Below are 14328 nucleotides of genomic sequence, written 5' to 3' on the forward strand. Positions count from 1 at the left end.
GGGGGACCAAGCCTGATTTTTGTCAGACAATGTCTTCTTCTCGAACAGGACCTCAAAGCTCAGGGGAGCCGGTCACGTTCTTCCTTTACGATATCAATGCACGCCAACCCAAAGGCCGACGGCAAACTTGAATGCGATCACAAGATCCTGGTGGAGCCAGACGGAGTCGAACCGACGACATCCTGCTTGCAAAGCAGGCGCTCTACCAACTGAGCTATGGCCCCATTCCATCAGGAATAGTGCGAAGCCCAGGAGAGCTGTCGGCGATGCCGTCTTGAGGCTGAGAACCCCCAGCGAACCAGAAGTCCTGGTAGGCCCGGGCAGACTCGAACTGCCGACCTTACGCTTATCAGGCGTACGCTCTAACCACCTGAGCTACGGGCCTATGGCAGCGACAGCCGGGTCATAGACACCCAGGCTCGCGATCGCGTCACCAACTCAACGACCCGTATGGTCGAGACGTCGATGACGAAAGTGGAAAGAGAAACGGAGACGGCGGCGTTCCGCCGTTTATTGGAGCCTCAATAGACAGTCTCGTGAGAGACGGCCTGGAGAAGCATCCTTAGAAAGGAGGTGATCCAGCCGCAGGTTCCCCTACGGCTACCTTGTTACGACTTCACCCCAGTCGCTGACCCTACCGTGGTCGCCTGCCTCCTTGCGGTCAGCGCAGCGCCTTCGGGTAGAACCAACTCCCATGGTGTGACGGGCGGTGTGTACAAGGCCCGGGAACGTATTCACCGCGGCATGCTGATCCGCGATTACTAGCGATTCCAACTTCATGCCCTCGAGTTGCAGAGGACAATCCGAACTGAGACGACTTTTAAGGATTAACCCTCTGTAGTCGCCATTGTAGCACGTGTGTAGCCCACCCTGTAAGGGCCATGAGGACTTGACGTCATCCCCACCTTCCTCCGGCTTAGCACCGGCAGTCCCATTAGAGTTCCCAACTAAATGATGGCAACTAATGGCGAGGGTTGCGCTCGTTGCGGGACTTAACCCAACATCTCACGACACGAGCTGACGACAGCCATGCAGCACCTGTGTCCTAGTCCCCGAAGGGAAAGCCACGTCTCCGTGGCGGTCCAGGCATGTCAAAAGGTGGTAAGGTTCTGCGCGTTGCTTCGAATTAAACCACATGCTCCACCGCTTGTGCGGGCCCCCGTCAATTCCTTTGAGTTTTAATCTTGCGACCGTACTCCCCAGGCGGATTGCTTAATGCGTTAGCTGCGTCACCGAAATGCATGCATCCCGACAACTAGCAATCATCGTTTACGGCGTGGACTACCAGGGTATCTAATCCTGTTTGCTCCCCACGCTTTCGAGCCTCAGCGTCAGTAATGAGCCAGTGTGTCGCCTTCGCCACTGGTGTTCTTCCGAATATCTACGAATTTCACCTCTACACTCGGAGTTCCACACACCTCTCTCATACTCAAGACACCCAGTATCAAAGGCAATTCCGAGGTTGAGCCCCGGGATTTCACCCCTGACTTAAATGTCCGCCTACGCTCCCTTTACGCCCAGTAATTCCGAGCAACGCTAGCCCCCTTCGTATTACCGCGGCTGCTGGCACGAAGTTAGCCGGGGCTTCTTCTCCGGGTACCGTCATTATCGTCCCCGGTGAAAGAATTTTACAATCCTAAGACCTTCATCATTCACGCGGCATGGCTGCGTCAGGCTTTCGCCCATTGCGCAAGATTCCCCACTGCTGCCTCCCGTAGGAGTTTGGGCCGTGTCTCAGTCCCAATGTGGCTGATCATCCTCTCAGACCAGCTACTGATCGTCGCCTTGGTGAGCCTTTACCTCACCAACTAGCTAATCAGACGCGGGCCGCTCTAAAGGCGATAAATCTTTCCCCCGAAGGGCACATTCGGTATTAGCACAAGTTTCCCTGAGTTATTCCGAACCTAAAGGCACGTTCCCACGTGTTACTCACCCGTCCGCCACTAACTCCGAAGAGTTCGTTCGACTTGCATGTGTTAGGCCTGCCGCCAGCGTTCGCTCTGAGCCAGGATCAAACTCTCAGGTTGAGTTGACTTCTGACCTAAGCTTGAAGACCACCGAAGCGGTCTTGGCATTAGTTCTACGTATTTTATTGACGAGTTCCCACGTCATCGATCCGAAGACCGACGCATGGTATCTTTTCAAAAAGACCGCAGATAGTCAGTGTCGTATGATGACCTTCTAGGGTCATCGCAAGAACACCGCCGCCTGCGTTTCTCTTTCCAAATCAACAATGTCAAAGACCTGGAACCTCCGAAGAGGCCCGACCGTTTAGCGCCGTGTCGTCGGCGGAGGCGGCGATTTAGAGAACCGCAAACCCCGTGTCAACCGCTCTTTTCAGAGATCTTTCGGAGAGAAGAGCGAACCCTTCAGACCGCAAGAAACCACCGGAGGAAAGCGAGGCTTACCTCTAAAAACCCGTCGGCGATTCGATTGGAGCGCGGAACCTAGTGAAACCAACCGATGAAAGCAAGAAGTTTTTCGCTTCTTTCTTCCGTGGGACCTTGGAGACTTTCACCCCCGCGGCCCCGTCGGCCAGCCCGTTTCCGAGCGAGGCGGCTCTATACGGAGAGGCGGATTTGTCAGCAAGCGGATTCTGACAGGAGAAGGGAAGTTTCTCGCAGACTCATGATCGTCGATCAGGAATCGCAGTCCCGAGCCTGTTCGGCGCCTGCAAATACGGGCGTTTCGCCTTCTCAGGCCCCGCCGAGACGCGACATTAGTTCTGGATCCTGCTCAGAGGCCGCGACCTCAGCATCGAAGGCGCGTTGGGCGTCCGCCTCTTCCGAGAAAGTCGCCGGGTCGGACAGCCGCAGGCTTGAGACCCTATAGACATCGTCCTTCTGCTCGAGCGTGACGCCGCTGCGGGCGTGGAGGATGCGGGCGTCCATCGCTGGTCTCCTGTTCCGATGCAGAACGCATCAATCGGCCGGATGGCTCTCCTCAATCGCCAGAAAGACCGTCGACGAGGCGCGAGCGCAGCTCTTCGTCATCCAGTCCCTGCACGACGATCATTTTCGAGCGCGACTGTCCGCCGCGTCCCACGCTGATCGACGACTTCGGCACGCCAAGGCTTTTGGCCAGCATCCGGATCAGGGCGTCGTTGGCCTCTCCCTCGATCGGACGGGCGCGGACGCGCACCTTAAGCACGGGTCGACCCTCGGCGTCGCTCGTCCACCCATCAATGCGGTCAACCACAGCGCCGGGCTGCAGCCGTACAGGCAAGTTCGCCATGCGGTCCTCTGCGGGCAAGAAAAAGGGCGCGGCTCCGATCGGCGCCGCGCCCTTTTCCGATCGATTCGACTGGGCCTAGCCCAAGGCGGCCATCAGTTCCGGCACCACCGTCTTGTAGTCGCCGACCAAGCCATAGTCCGCGACCTGGAAGATCGGGGCGTCCGCGTCCTTGTTGATGGCGACGATGGTCTTGGAGTCCTTCATCCCGGCCAGGTGCTGAATCGCGCCCGAGATGCCGATGGCGATGTAGAGCGCCGGGGCGACCACCTTGCCGGTCTGACCGACCTGATAGTCGTTGGGCGCATAGCCGGCGTCGACCGCCGCGCGCGAGGCGCCGATGGCGGCCCCCAGCTTGTCGGCGAGCGGCTCCATCACGGCATGGAACTCGTCCGCCGAACCCAGGGCGCGACCGCCCGAGACGATGATCTTGGCGGCGCCCAGCTCAGGCCGGTCCGACTTGACCATTTCCTCAGACACAAAGGCCGTCTTGGGCGCATCGGCGCCGGCGACATTCTCGACCGCAGCCGATCCGCCTTCGGCGGCGGCGGCGAAGGCGGTCGGGCGCACCGTGATCACCTTCTTGGCGTCGGCAGACTGGATCGTCTCCAGCGCATTGCCGGCATAGATGGGTCGCACGAAGGTGTCGGCCGACACCACCTCGATGATGTCCGAGATCGGCGCGACGTCCAGCTTGGCGGCAAGACGCGGGGCGAAGTTCTTCCCGTCCGTGGTCGCAGGCGTCAGGATGGCGTCGTAGCTCCCGGCCAGCGGCAGGACGGTCGCCTCGACCGCCTCAGCCAGCATCTTGCCCAGACCGGCGCCCTCGGCCAGCAGCACCTTGCGGACGCCCGCGATCTTGGCGGCGCTATCGGCGGCGGCCTGCGCCCCCTGCCCCAGGACCAGGACGTCGACATCGGACGACAGGCCCAGCGCGGCTGTCACGGTCTTGTGGGTGGTGTCGCGAACGGTCGAACCGTCGTGATCGGCGATGACGAGGACAGCCATATTACAGCGCTCCCGCAGACTTGAGCTTGGAAACCAGATCGGCCGCATCGGCCACCTTGACGCCGGCCGACCGCTTGGGCGGCTCGGTGACCTTGATGACCTTCAGGCGGTCGGCGACATCGACGCCGTAGTCGGCGACGGCCTTCATGGCGATCTCCTTCTTCTTGGCCTTCATGATGTTCGGCAGGGAGGCGTAGCGCGGCGTGTTCAGCCGCAGGTCCACCGTCACCACCGCCGGCAGTTCGGCGGCGATCGTCTGCAGGCCGCCATCGACCTCGCGCGTGACCGTGGCCTTGCCGGCATCGATCACCAGCTTGCCGGCGAAGGTCGCCTGCGGCCAGTCCAGCAGGGCGGCCAGCATCTGGCCCACTGCATTGTTGTCGCCGTCGATCGACTGTTTGCCCATCAGGACCAGGTCGGGCTTTTCCTCCTCGACCACCGCCTTCAGCAGTTTGGCGACCGCCAGCGGCTCGAGATCCGTGTCCGACTGGATCAGCAGACCCCGATCCGCGCCCATGGCCAGCGCCGTGCGGATGGTTTCCTGCGCCTGGGTGACGCCGATGGAGACCACGACGATTTCCGTCGCGGTGCCGGCGGCATGGTGTTCCTTGCCTTCCTTCAGACGAACCGCCTCTTCGACGGCGATCTCGTCGAAGGGGTTCATGCTCATCTTGACGTTGGCCAGATCGACGCCCGACTGATCCGCCTTGACGCGGGCCTTGACGTTATAGTCGATCACCCGTTTGACGGGGACGAGTACCTTCATGGGTCTATCCGTGAAATCGCCTGAATGTGTGGGCAGGACATGGAGCGGTCGTGAAGGCCTGTCAACGTAACGTGGGGTCAAGCTGTGGCTTCGATCCCTATCCAACGGACCACGAGATGAAGCGTTTCCTGACCTTTCCCCGCCTGGCGATGATCTTCTTCGGCCTGTTCGGCATCACGGTCGTTGGGATTTTCGCCCTTCAGGACTACTGGGTCGCGCCCGGCAAACGCTGCGAGGCGGCGGGCAAATGGTACGACATGGAAAGCCGCATCTGCGCCCAGCCTATCTCCATCGCCCAGATCACCGGCCGCCCCAATGGCGTGTCGCGCGCCGAGGCTTCGGCCGAGAAGAACCGCGAGCTGGTCCGGATCGAACAGGATCTCGCCGCCCAGAGCCGCGCCCGCGCCGCAGAGGCCGAGCGTCAGAAAGCCGCACTGGCGGCGGCGCGTCCCGCCGCCTGACCGGTTTCGCCTAGCGGGTCGCGCCGGGCTTCCATTTGATGTCGCTGGCTCCGTTGGCGTTGGCGCGTCGCGCGGCGACGAACAGATGGTCGGAGAGGCGGTTCAGATATTTGACCGCTTCGACATTCACGGCCTCGCCGTTTTCGATCAGGCGCACCGCCTCGCGTTCGGCCCGTCGGCAGACGGTGCGCGCGACATGCAGATGGGCCGACAACGGCGCGCCGCCCGGCAAAATGAAGCTGTCGAGCGCCTTCAGGCTCTCGTTCATCCGGTCGATTTCCTGCTCCAGCCGCGCAACCTGGCTCTCGACGATGCGCAAGGCCTCCCAGGCCGGCGGCGGGTCCAGAGGCGTGGCCAGATCGGCGCCCAGGTCGAACAGCTCATTCTGGATCCGGCCCAGCATGGAGTCGATCCGGTCGTTCTGGCCGCTGTTCAGCCGGGCGACCCCGATCACCGCGTTCAGCTCATCCACCGCGCCATAGGCCTCGACCCGGGCATCGCTCTTGGACACAGGCGCGCCGGACGCCAGCCGCGTGCGACCGTCATCGCCCGTGCGGGTATAGATCTTGTTCAGCGTCACCATGATCAGGTTCCCTGCGTCGCCTTCCACATCATGCCGACGACCAGCAGGATGACGGCCACCGCCTGAAGCCCGACGCGCAGCCGCATCAGCTTGTTGGAATGGCTGCGCGCATAGTCCCCGCCCCGGAACAGCGAATAGAGGCCGAAGCCCAAGGTGATCGTCACGGCCAGGATCGCGAGGATGATCAGAATGTCGAAAATCTGCATGCCGCCGTTCTAGACCGGGATCGCCGTCACGCGCCAGCGCAGCGCTCAAAGCCATTGTCCGGCGCGCAGGATCGAACGGCAGAAGTTCGCCGACCGCAGATATTTTATTTCCCGAGCTAAGCCATTTGGTGACGATTGTTGGCGTAACGTCAGCGCCATGACTGATCGCGCCGTCCGCAACCTGGAGCACCTCAAGAGCTCGGCCTCCACAGCTCGCGTGCTGAATCTGCTGCGCGTGTGGGAGGAGAACGGCGACAGCGCGCCCAACGGCGCCGTGCGCAATCCCGACTGGGCGGCGCGTCCGATCTTCCGTACGGCGGCGCTGAACCGCGCCCTCATCATCAAGCATCGTCTTCGACGCAATGAGACCGATCTGTTCACCGGCCGACGCCAGGTCGCGACCAAGGTCGTCATTCCCATCGACGATGGAGATTTGAAGACCGGAGGCCGATACGTCTTCGTCAATCAGATCGGCTTTGAGCGGATGATGATGGAGGCGTTCGGCGTTGCGCCCAACCATCCCGATATCGAGACGCTGCGCCTGATCGACAAACTGCCGTCGCTGGATCCCTTCCTGCTGCGCGAGCAGTTGCGGCGCGGCGGCCTGGACCCCTCGCCCTGCTACTTCTCGATCAGCGACAGTGATCTTCAGCGCATGCTGGCCTTCGTTCGCAGCGAGATCGAGCCGCTGGTGACGCTCAGCCTGGGCGCGGACACGATCGCAGTGAACTCGGATTCGGCCGGGCGGATGGCGTCAAAGATCCTGTCGAACACGCCCGGCGATCAGCTGGACGCCCTGCGACTGACGCTGCGCCTGGCGCCCGAACAGTATCAGGAGGGCGTCTTCTGCTGGAAAGGCTTCCTCTATTACAAGTGGACGCTCGCCGCCCTGCTGGGCGAAGTCGCGGGCGTCGCCGAGGCCGTGCGCACCATCAAGCCCGTCGGCAAGGTCGATCGCGCCGCCAAGGAATATCTGGCGCGCAGCCGCGATGTCCTGCGCGGCCGCATCATCAAGACGTGCGACGAGGTCAGTCGCACTCTGCGCGTCTATGACGACGCCTACGCCAAACTGACCCAGGAAGGCCGCCCGATCGCCTTCCGCGACTTCCTGCTGGACGCCCCGTCTATGTTCGCCAAGCTGGGCGACCAGCTTGGCGCCGTCCAGCATATCGTCAGCTACTGGCGCTTCCGCTTCGGCTCCTCCGCCGCTCCGGTGAACGTCGAGGAACTGATGGACATCTTCATGGACTTCGAAACCGGCCTGCTCGGCCGCGGCGAACTCCCCGACGACATCGGCATGATCGCCGCCTAGCCCGATCCTAGTGCGCCGCGTCCCAGTTCGACGCCGCGCGGGCATCCACTACGAGGGGTACGGTCAGGGCCACGGCTGGGTCCGACGCGTTTTCCATCACGCGTTTGATGACGGCGATGGCGCGGTCGGCCTCGGCTTCCGGCGCCTCGAACACCAGTTCGTCGTGGACCTGAAGCAGCATGCGCGTAGCAAGACCGGCGTCGGTCAGGGCGGCGGGCATGCGGATCATGGCGCGGCGGATGATGTCGGCGGCCGCGCCCTGGATCGGGGCGTTGATGGCGGCCCGCTCGCCGAACTGGCGCTCGGCGCCGGACTTGGAGTGAATGGCCGGGATGTGGATGCGGCGGCCGAAGACGGTCGAGACGAAGCCCGTCTGGCGCACCTCGGCCTTGGTCTTGTCCATATAGGCGCGGATGCCGGGGAAGCGTTCGAAATAGGTCTTGATATAGGCCCCCGCCTCGCCCTGATCGATGCCCAGTTGATTGGCCAGGCCGAAGGCCGAAATGCCGTAGACGATGCCGAAGTTGATCGCCTTGGCGCGCCGGCGGGTTTCGGACGGCATGCCCTCAACCGGCACGCCGAACATCTCGGACGCCGTCGCCGCGTGAATATCCAGTCCCGCCTTGAAGGCGCGCTTGAGCTCGGGGATGTCGCCGATATGGGCCAATAGGCGCAGCTCGATCTGGCTGTAGTCGGCGCTGATCAGGACATTTCCGGGCGCGGCGATGAAGGCTTGGCGGATCTCGCGGCCCGTCTCGGTGCGGATCGGGATGTTCTGCAGGTTGGGATCGCTGGACGCCAGGCGGCCCGTGGTGGCGGCGGCCAGTTGATAGCTGGTGTGAACGCGGTCCGTCTTGGGATCGGCCGCCGCGGTCAGGGTGTCCGTATAGGTGCCCTTCAGCTTCGACAGCTGGCGCCAGTCCAGGATCGCGCGCGGCAGATCGTGGCTGAGCGCCAGCTCCTCCAGCACGCTGGCGTCGGTGCCCCACTGGCCCGAGGCGGTCTTCTTGCCGCCCGGCAGGTTCAGTTCGCCGAACAGGATCTCGCCGATCTGGCGCGGCGAGCCGATGTTGAAGGGGCGCCCGGCGATCTCATGGGCCTGGGCCTCCAGCTCGGCCATACGCAGGCCGAACTCGCTGGACAGCCGCTTCAGCCGGTCGGGATCGATGCGAACCCCGTTCAGCTCCATGTCCGCCAGCACCGTCGGCATGCCGCGCTCGAGCGTCTCATAGACGGTGGACAGGCCCTCGCGCGCCAGACGGGGTTTCAGAAGACGCCACAGCCGCAGTGTCACATCCGCATCTTCGGCGGCATATTCCGAGGCGGGTTTCAGCGCGACGTGCTTGAAGGATTTCTGGCTCTTGCCGGTCCCCGCCACGCTCTTGAACGGGATCGGCTCGTGGCCCAGGTGCAGGCGCGCCAGCTCGTCCATGCCGTGCCCGTGCAGTCCGCCCTCCAGCACATAGGAGATCAGCATCGTGTCGTCATAGGGCGCGACGCGGATGCCTCGTCGCGCCATGACGGCGATGTCGTATTTGGCGTTCTGAAGCACCTTTAGGACCGACGGGTCTTCCAGTAGCGTCTTCAGCCTGGCCAGGGTCGTGGGCTTGTCCAGCTGATGGATCGGCTCGGGCGCCTCTCCCGCTTCGCCGAACAGGCCGCCCTCGCCGGCCTGCGGCTCGTGCTCGTGCGTCAGGGGGATGTAGCAGGCCTCATTCGGCCCCACCGCCAACGACACGCCGCACAGCCCCGCATGGGTCGCCGACAGCGTATCAGTCTCGGTGTCGAATCCGACGACGCCGACCTCGGTAGCGCGCGCGATCCAGCGATCCAGCGCCTCTTCGGTCTGAACGCATTCGTAGGCCGCGTGATCGAAGGTCTGGACCTCGGCCGGGCCTTCGACGACCTGGCCGTAGCGCGGTGTGGCGACGGGTGCGCTCAGGTTCGGCGCGCGCTTGGGCGCAAAGGCGGAGACGTCGCTGGGCCCGGCCTTGCCGTCGCCGACCCGGCGCTGCAGCGAGCGGAACTCCATCGTCTCCAAAAAGGCCGACAGGATCGCAGGATCGGGATCGCGCACGGCGAAATCGTCGATGGTCTCAGGCGCCGGCGCATCGCAGGTCAGGCGCACCAGTTCGCGCGACAGCCGGATCTGGTCGGCGAAGTCGATCAGAGTCTGGCGGCGCTTGGGCTGTTTGATCTCACCGGCATTGGCCAACAGAGTGTCCAGATCGCCGTATTCGTCCAGCAGCTGCGCCGCCGTCTTCGGTCCGATGCCTGGCGCGCCGGGGACGTTGTCCACGCTGTCGCCGATCAGGGCCTGCAGATCGACCATCTTCTCCGGGCCGACGCCGAACTTTTCGAAGACCTCAGGTTCAGCCAGACGCCGGTCCTTCATCGGATCCCACATCACGACGCCGCCGCCGATCAGCTGCATCAGGTCCTTGTCCGACGAGACGATCACCGCCTCCCCGCCCGCATCGCGCGCCTTGCAGGCGTAGGTCGCGATCAGGTCATCGGCCTCATAGCCGGGCAGTTCGACGCAATGCACGCCGAACGCCGCCGTCGCCTCGCGCACCAGCGGGAACTGCGGGACCAGATCCTCGGGCGGCGGGGGGCGATGGGCCTTGTACTGATCGTACAGGGTGTTGCGGAACGTCTTTTCCGAATGGTCGAAGATGGCCACCAGATGGGTAGGACCATCGGCGCCTTTCATGTCCTTCAGCAGCTTCCACAACATGTTGCAGTAGCCCTGGACCGCGCCGACCGGCAGGCCGTCGGACTTGCGCGTCAGAGGCGGCAGCGCATGATAGGCGCGAAAGATGTAGGCCGAGGCGTCGATCATCCACAGACGCAGCGCAGGGCCGTCCTGCGTCATCTGGCGTTCAGTTTCTGGATTTTCGGGCGCAGTCGTCTCGGTCATGGCGGGAACATAGGGCTCCAACGCCCCCGCGTCAGCGTCAGAATTCGGTCCAGCTCGATCCCGGATCGCGTTGACCCGGCTGGGCCTGCTGCTGGCCCCAGGACACGACCATGAAGGCCTTGTGGCTGCGGATGCGATAGGTGCCGATCATCGGCACCACAGCGCCCAAGGGCGCTCCGGTCTTGGCTTCGTAGAGGAAGCCGGAAAACTCGGCGACCCCGACCCGGTCGCGGTGGCTGTAGACCGACAGTTCCGGCAGGGAGACGACGTTAAAGGTCTCGTTGATCGGGATCCGCATCTCGGGAATGCCGAAGACGCGCCGCATCTGCTCCAGCGAAAGCGCGCCGGCGCGGATTTCGAACACGGCGTTCGCCTCGTCCTTGTTGCGGGCCAGGCTGAAACCGGCGTCCGAGATCGCCCCCCGGATCGCGCTGACGGCGTAGCGGGTGCCCTCGCCTTGGAAATAGGCGTCGTCGATGAAAACCGAAGCGCCCGTCGGCAATGGCAGGACCAGCCCCTCGACCGCCCGGTCAGAGGCGCGCGCCAAGAGCAGCTGCTCCGTCGCCGTGCGGCCGGTGTTGCTCTCGGTGGTCGAGGCGCAGGCCGACAGCACGACCGCCGCAACCGTCAGCAGAGCCGCCGTCCGCACCGTCATCACCAGGCGCCGACGTTCGGCATGGAGGCCCAGGGCTCGGCCGGCGCCAACGGCGCGCCTTCCTGAAGCAGTTCGATGGAGATGCCGTCGGGCGAGCGGACGAAGGCCATGTTGCCGTCGCGCGGCGGACGGTTGATCGTCACCCCGCCGTCCATCAGCTTCTGGCAGGCGGCGTAGATGTCATCGACCTTATAGGCCAGGTGACCGAAGTTGCGGCCGCCCTGATACTCTTCCGGATCCCAGTTGAAGGTCAGCTCGACCTCGGGGCAGCGTTCCGCCGCCGACTGTTCCAGATTCTTGGGCGCTGCGAGAAACACGAGCGTGAACCGGCCCGCCTCGTTCTCGGTGCGGCGCACCTCCTGCAGACCCAGAAGGTCGCAATAGAAGTGCAGCGAGGCGTCGATGTCCTTTACCCGGACCATGGTGTGCAGATAGCGCAAGGCTCGTCTCCGTCCGAACAGCGTGTCAGCCGTCTATAGACCCAACCGCCGCAACACCGCGACTGAACTGAGGTTACGGTCTCAGTGGGCCTCGGGCGCGCGGGCCGCGGGGCTCAGATATTCGTTTTCGTCGTGGGCCTGGGCCGACAGGACGAAACGCCGGTCGCAATAGCCGCACTCGATGAAGTCGTCCTCACCCATGTCCATATAGACTAGCGGATGACCCAAGGCCCCGCCGCCGCCGTCGCAGGCCACGCGTTTGGTCGAGACGACGATCTCTTCGGGCGGCGGGATGATGGCGTCGGAATGGCGGGGAGGCATGGTCCGGTCCGGGTCTGAAAGGCTTGCGCGCTTCCTAGGCGGCGCAGGCCTGAAGGTCAAACCTCGGCGGTCCGGCGACCCAGCAGCCGGTTCAGCATCGCCTTGCGCTTCTTGAACAGCGTCAGGCCCAGACAGGCCGCGCCGACCCACAGACCGATCTCGCCGATCAGCAGCAGGGCGGCGCCGGCGATGGCGGCATGTGTCATCTCGATCTGATCGGTCTTGCCCGCCAGCAGCGCCAGTCCTCCACCGACATATCCGATGGCGCAGACAGCCATGGCGACGAAGCCGATCAGGCGAGTGCGGGTCAGAGGCGTCTTGGCTTTTTGAACGGGGGTCACGTCGATCTCCATCAAGTTCGGTTGTCTTTATGACAAGTACGCTAGACATATTGACTGTTGACGTCAAGCACCATTGACACATGGACAGGCATGCTTGTCGGGTACCGTTGGCGAGATAGGTTGGCGATTGCGGTCACTCGCCCTACCTATGCCGCTCGCCGTCCCGCCCGAGTGAATATCCGACCATGTCAGAGACCCCTGCCCTGCCCGACAACGCCATCGAGGTGCGGGGACTGAAGAAGACCTATGCCGGGTCCAAGAAGGCCGCCCCCAAGACGGCCCTGCGCGGCGTCGATCTGGTCATTCCGCGCGGCTCGGTCTTCGGCCTGCTGGGCCCGAACGGCGCCGGCAAGTCGACCCTGATCAACATCCTGGCAGGGGTGGTGAAGAAGTCCGAGGGCTCGGTGACCATCTGGGGCCGCGACATCGACAAGGAGCCGCGCGACGCGGCCGCGGCCCTGGGCGTCGTGCCGCAGGAAATCGTCGCCGACGTCTTCTTCACCCCGCGCGAATCGCTGGAGGTGCAGGCGGGCTTTTACGGCGTGCCAAAGGACGAGCGACGGTCCGACGAACTGCTGGCAGCGCTTGGCCTGTCGGACAAGGCCAACGCCTATGTCCGCGCCCTGTCCGGCGGAATGAAGCGCCGCCTCATGGTGGCCAAGGCCTTGGTCCACAATCCGCCCATCCTGATCCTGGACGAGCCGACGGCCGGCGTGGACGTCGAACTGCGTCGCCAGCTCTGGGCCTACGTCCGCCGCATCAACGAGGAGGGGGTGACCATCGTCCTGACCACCCACTATCTCGAAGAGGCCCAGGAGCTTTGCGACACCATCGCCATCGTCAACCGGGGCGAGGTGGTGGCCTGCGAGCCGACGCCGCAGCTTCTACGCCGTCTGGACAGTCGCAATGTGGTCGTAACCCCGGAAACGCCCCAGGCGACGCCGCCGGTGCTGGCCGGTTTCGAGGTTACGCCTCGTCCGGGCGGCGCCTTCGCGGTCGCCTACAAGAAGGGGCAGTCGTCGGTCGAGCAGGTCATCAACGCGGTGCGCGCCGCCGGCGTCACCATCGCCGACATCACCACCGAAGATCCGGACCTGGAGGACGTCTTCCTGGCCCTGACCTACGGCGATACATCACGGGTCGACCCGACCAAGGACTAATCGACCTCGGCCAGGAACTCGAAGATCGCCGCCTTGGCCTCGGCCTCGTCCAACATGGGCGCGTGGCCGATGCCGGGAACCTCGACATAGGCCATGGTCGGGGCCGCCTTCTTCATCCGCGCGGCGATGTCGGCGCTCAGCAGATCCGAGGCAGCGCCCCGCACCAGCAGCGTGGGCTTCTTCTTCGCCAGCCGCCGGAACATCGGCCACAGGTTCGGGACCAGCGCCTTGGCCCCCGCCGCCCGGATCGGCACGGCGATGTCCGGATCGTAGTCGAGCGCGATCTCGCCGTCGGGCTGCTGGCGGAAAATGCGCCGGGCGAAGGCGTCCCAGTCCGCATCGGTATAGTGCGGGAAGGCCACCGCATTAATCCGCTTCGCATAGGCCGCCGCATCGGCCCAGGAGCCGATCTCGACCGGCTGACCGCTATAGGCGGCGATGCGCGCCAGACCTTCCGGCGCCACCTCCGGCCCGATGTCGTTCAGGATCGCCGCGACCACCGCCTTGGGACGCATCGCCGTCAGCGCCATTGTGATCAGGCCGCCCATGGAGGTGCCGACGAAGACCGCGCGGTCAATCCCGGCCTGCTCCATCAGGGCCAGAACGTCGCGCGCATAGACATCGGGCATATAGGTCATGGGGTCGGGCGCGCGGTCCGACAGGCCACGTCCACGCACATCCACCGCCAGCACCCGCCGCCCGCTCTGGGCCAGCAGCGGCGCGATGGCTTCGAAATCGGCGCTGTTGCGGGTCAGACCATGGATGGCGATCACCGGCGGCCGCGCGACGCCGGGACCGGGCGCATAATCCCGCGCAAAGAGCGTGAGACCATCCGGCGAGGTCCAGCGGCGTTCAGCGAATGGATAGGGCGCGCTCATTAGCGATCTCCTCCGATTTTGGATCAGAGTAATTCACCAGGCGAGG

At 64.0% G+C, this 14328-nt stretch carries 15 protein-coding genes, 2 tRNA genes and 1 rRNA gene; 3 read left to right on the forward strand and 15 right to left on the reverse strand.

Annotation, left to right across the window (positions count from 1 at the left end):
* Window positions 1-148: 148 nt before the first annotated feature.
* From PFY01_RS01620 to PFY01_RS01650, 7 genes are all read right to left on the reverse strand, one after another.
* Window positions 149-224: transfer RNA gene (locus tag PFY01_RS01620), tRNA-Ala, on the reverse strand.
* 84 nt (window positions 225-308) lie between these two features.
* Window positions 309-385: transfer RNA gene (locus PFY01_RS01625), tRNA-Ile, on the reverse strand.
* Between the two features lie 181 nt (window positions 386-566).
* Window positions 567-2027: ribosomal RNA gene (locus tag PFY01_RS01630) — 16S ribosomal RNA — on the reverse strand.
* A 669-nt stretch (window positions 2028-2696) separates the two neighbouring features.
* Window positions 2697-2891, reverse strand: a complete 195-nt coding sequence (locus tag PFY01_RS01635) for a hypothetical protein (protein WP_271042159.1) — start codon at window positions 2889-2891, stop codon at window positions 2697-2699.
* A 52-nt stretch (window positions 2892-2943) separates the two neighbouring features.
* A complete protein-coding gene (locus PFY01_RS01640) occupies window positions 2944-3234 on the reverse strand; it encodes a DUF167 domain-containing protein (protein WP_271042160.1) in 291 nt (96 codons plus the stop codon).
* Window positions 3235-3309: 75 nt separating this feature from the next.
* Complete coding sequence (locus PFY01_RS01645; RefSeq protein ID WP_271042161.1) at window positions 3310-4239, reverse strand: electron transfer flavoprotein subunit alpha/FixB family protein; 930 nt, start codon at window positions 4237-4239, stop codon at window positions 3310-3312.
* A gap of 1 nt (window position 4240) precedes the next feature.
* The gene (locus PFY01_RS01650; RefSeq protein WP_271042162.1) at window positions 4241-5005 is read right to left on the reverse strand and encodes an electron transfer flavoprotein subunit beta/FixA family protein; all 765 of its coding nucleotides are present in this window, start codon (window positions 5003-5005) and stop codon (window positions 4241-4243) included.
* A 116-nt stretch (window positions 5006-5121) separates the two neighbouring features.
* On the opposite strand from PFY01_RS01650, the gene PFY01_RS01655 reads away from it, so the two are divergent.
* The gene (locus PFY01_RS01655) at window positions 5122-5466 is read left to right on the forward strand and encodes a hypothetical protein (protein WP_055755047.1); all 345 of its coding nucleotides are present in this window, start codon (window positions 5122-5124) and stop codon (window positions 5464-5466) included.
* A gap of 10 nt (window positions 5467-5476) precedes the next feature.
* On the opposite strand, the gene PFY01_RS01660 is transcribed toward PFY01_RS01655, so the two are convergent.
* The gene (locus PFY01_RS01660) at window positions 5477-6049 is read right to left on the reverse strand and encodes a cob(I)yrinic acid a,c-diamide adenosyltransferase (protein ID WP_271042163.1); all 573 of its coding nucleotides are present in this window, start codon (window positions 6047-6049) and stop codon (window positions 5477-5479) included.
* A 2-nt stretch (window positions 6050-6051) separates the two neighbouring features.
* Window positions 6052-6255: a twin transmembrane helix small protein gene (locus PFY01_RS01665; protein ID WP_271042164.1), complete on the reverse strand. Its 204-nt coding sequence runs from the start codon at window positions 6253-6255 to the stop codon at window positions 6052-6054.
* Between the two features lie 157 nt (window positions 6256-6412).
* Between PFY01_RS01665 and PFY01_RS01670 the strand changes: the two genes are divergently transcribed.
* Window positions 6413-7567 carry a hypothetical protein gene (locus tag PFY01_RS01670; RefSeq protein WP_271042165.1) on the forward strand — a complete coding sequence of 385 codons (1155 nt, stop codon included), beginning with the start codon at window positions 6413-6415 and terminating at the stop codon, window positions 7565-7567.
* 7 nt (window positions 7568-7574) lie between these two features.
* Here PFY01_RS01670 and polA read toward each other — a convergent pair whose 3' ends face one another.
* The 5 genes from polA to PFY01_RS01695 form a co-directional block, all read right to left on the reverse strand.
* Complete coding sequence (gene polA / locus PFY01_RS01675; protein WP_271042166.1) at window positions 7575-10487, reverse strand: DNA polymerase I; 2913 nt, start codon at window positions 10485-10487, stop codon at window positions 7575-7577.
* 37 nt (window positions 10488-10524) lie between these two features.
* Complete coding sequence (locus PFY01_RS01680; RefSeq protein ID WP_055809524.1) at window positions 10525-11142, reverse strand: DUF6655 family protein; 618 nt, start codon at window positions 11140-11142, stop codon at window positions 10525-10527.
* Window positions 11142-11582, reverse strand: coding sequence for a VOC family protein (locus PFY01_RS01685; protein WP_017505426.1), 441 nt, complete (start codon window positions 11580-11582; stop codon window positions 11142-11144). Before PFY01_RS01685 ends, PFY01_RS01680 begins: the two co-directional genes overlap by 1 nt.
* An 81-nt stretch (window positions 11583-11663) precedes the next feature.
* Window positions 11664-11903, reverse strand: coding sequence for a zinc-finger domain-containing protein (locus PFY01_RS01690; RefSeq protein WP_017505425.1), 240 nt, complete (start codon window positions 11901-11903; stop codon window positions 11664-11666).
* A gap of 56 nt (window positions 11904-11959) precedes the next feature.
* The gene (locus tag PFY01_RS01695) at window positions 11960-12244 is read right to left on the reverse strand and encodes a hypothetical protein (protein ID WP_271042167.1); all 285 of its coding nucleotides are present in this window, start codon (window positions 12242-12244) and stop codon (window positions 11960-11962) included.
* Window positions 12245-12429: 185 nt separating this feature from the next.
* Here PFY01_RS01695 and PFY01_RS01700 point away from each other — a divergent pair, with 185 nt between their 5' ends.
* Window positions 12430-13404 carry an ABC transporter ATP-binding protein gene (locus tag PFY01_RS01700; protein WP_265150533.1) on the forward strand — a complete coding sequence of 325 codons (975 nt, stop codon included), beginning with the start codon at window positions 12430-12432 and terminating at the stop codon, window positions 13402-13404.
* Here the strand turns inward: PFY01_RS01700 and PFY01_RS01705 are convergent.
* Window positions 13401-14282 (reverse strand): alpha/beta fold hydrolase, encoded by an 882-nt coding sequence (locus tag PFY01_RS01705; protein ID WP_271042168.1) that lies wholly within the window; start codon window positions 14280-14282, stop codon window positions 13401-13403. The genes PFY01_RS01700 and PFY01_RS01705 overlap by 4 nt on opposite strands.
* Window positions 14283-14328 lie beyond the last annotated feature (46 nt).

The organism is Brevundimonas vesicularis (assembly GCF_027886425.1).
Lineage (GTDB): Bacteria > Pseudomonadota > Alphaproteobacteria > Caulobacterales > Caulobacteraceae > Brevundimonas > Brevundimonas vesicularis_C.

What these genes read in the sequence shown, in the direction of transcription:
- PFY01_RS01670 (WP_271042165.1), top strand. Translation starts at nt 6,413, where the DNA reads ATGACTGATCGCGCCGTCCGCAACCTGGAGCACCTCAAGAGCTCGGCC.
- PFY01_RS01640 (WP_271042160.1), bottom strand. Translation starts at nt 3,234, where the DNA reads ATGGCGAACTTGCCTGTACGGCTGCAGCCCGGCGCTGTGGTTGACCGC.
- PFY01_RS01655 (WP_055755047.1), top strand. Translation starts at nt 5,122, where the DNA reads ATGAAGCGTTTCCTGACCTTTCCCCGCCTGGCGATGATCTTCTTCGGC.
- polA (WP_271042166.1), bottom strand. Translation starts at nt 10,487, where the DNA reads ATGACCGAGACGACTGCGCCCGAAAATCCAGAAACTGAACGCCAGATG.
- PFY01_RS01645 (WP_271042161.1), bottom strand. Translation starts at nt 4,239, where the DNA reads ATGGCTGTCCTCGTCATCGCCGATCACGACGGTTCGACCGTTCGCGAC.
- PFY01_RS01705 (WP_271042168.1), bottom strand. Translation starts at nt 14,282, where the DNA reads ATGAGCGCGCCCTATCCATTCGCTGAACGCCGCTGGACCTCGCCGGAT.
- PFY01_RS01660 (WP_271042163.1), bottom strand. Translation starts at nt 6,049, where the DNA reads ATGGTGACGCTGAACAAGATCTATACCCGCACGGGCGATGACGGTCGC.
- PFY01_RS01690 (WP_017505425.1), bottom strand. Translation starts at nt 11,903, where the DNA reads ATGCCTCCCCGCCATTCCGACGCCATCATCCCGCCGCCCGAAGAGATC.
- PFY01_RS01700 (WP_265150533.1), top strand. Translation starts at nt 12,430, where the DNA reads ATGTCAGAGACCCCTGCCCTGCCCGACAACGCCATCGAGGTGCGGGGA.
- PFY01_RS01665 (WP_271042164.1), bottom strand. Translation starts at nt 6,255, where the DNA reads ATGCAGATTTTCGACATTCTGATCATCCTCGCGATCCTGGCCGTGACG.
- PFY01_RS01680 (WP_055809524.1), bottom strand. Translation starts at nt 11,142, where the DNA reads ATGACGGTGCGGACGGCGGCTCTGCTGACGGTTGCGGCGGTCGTGCTG.
- PFY01_RS01635 (WP_271042159.1), bottom strand. Translation starts at nt 2,891, where the DNA reads ATGGACGCCCGCATCCTCCACGCCCGCAGCGGCGTCACGCTCGAGCAG.
- PFY01_RS01650 (WP_271042162.1), bottom strand. Translation starts at nt 5,005, where the DNA reads ATGAAGGTACTCGTCCCCGTCAAACGGGTGATCGACTATAACGTCAAG.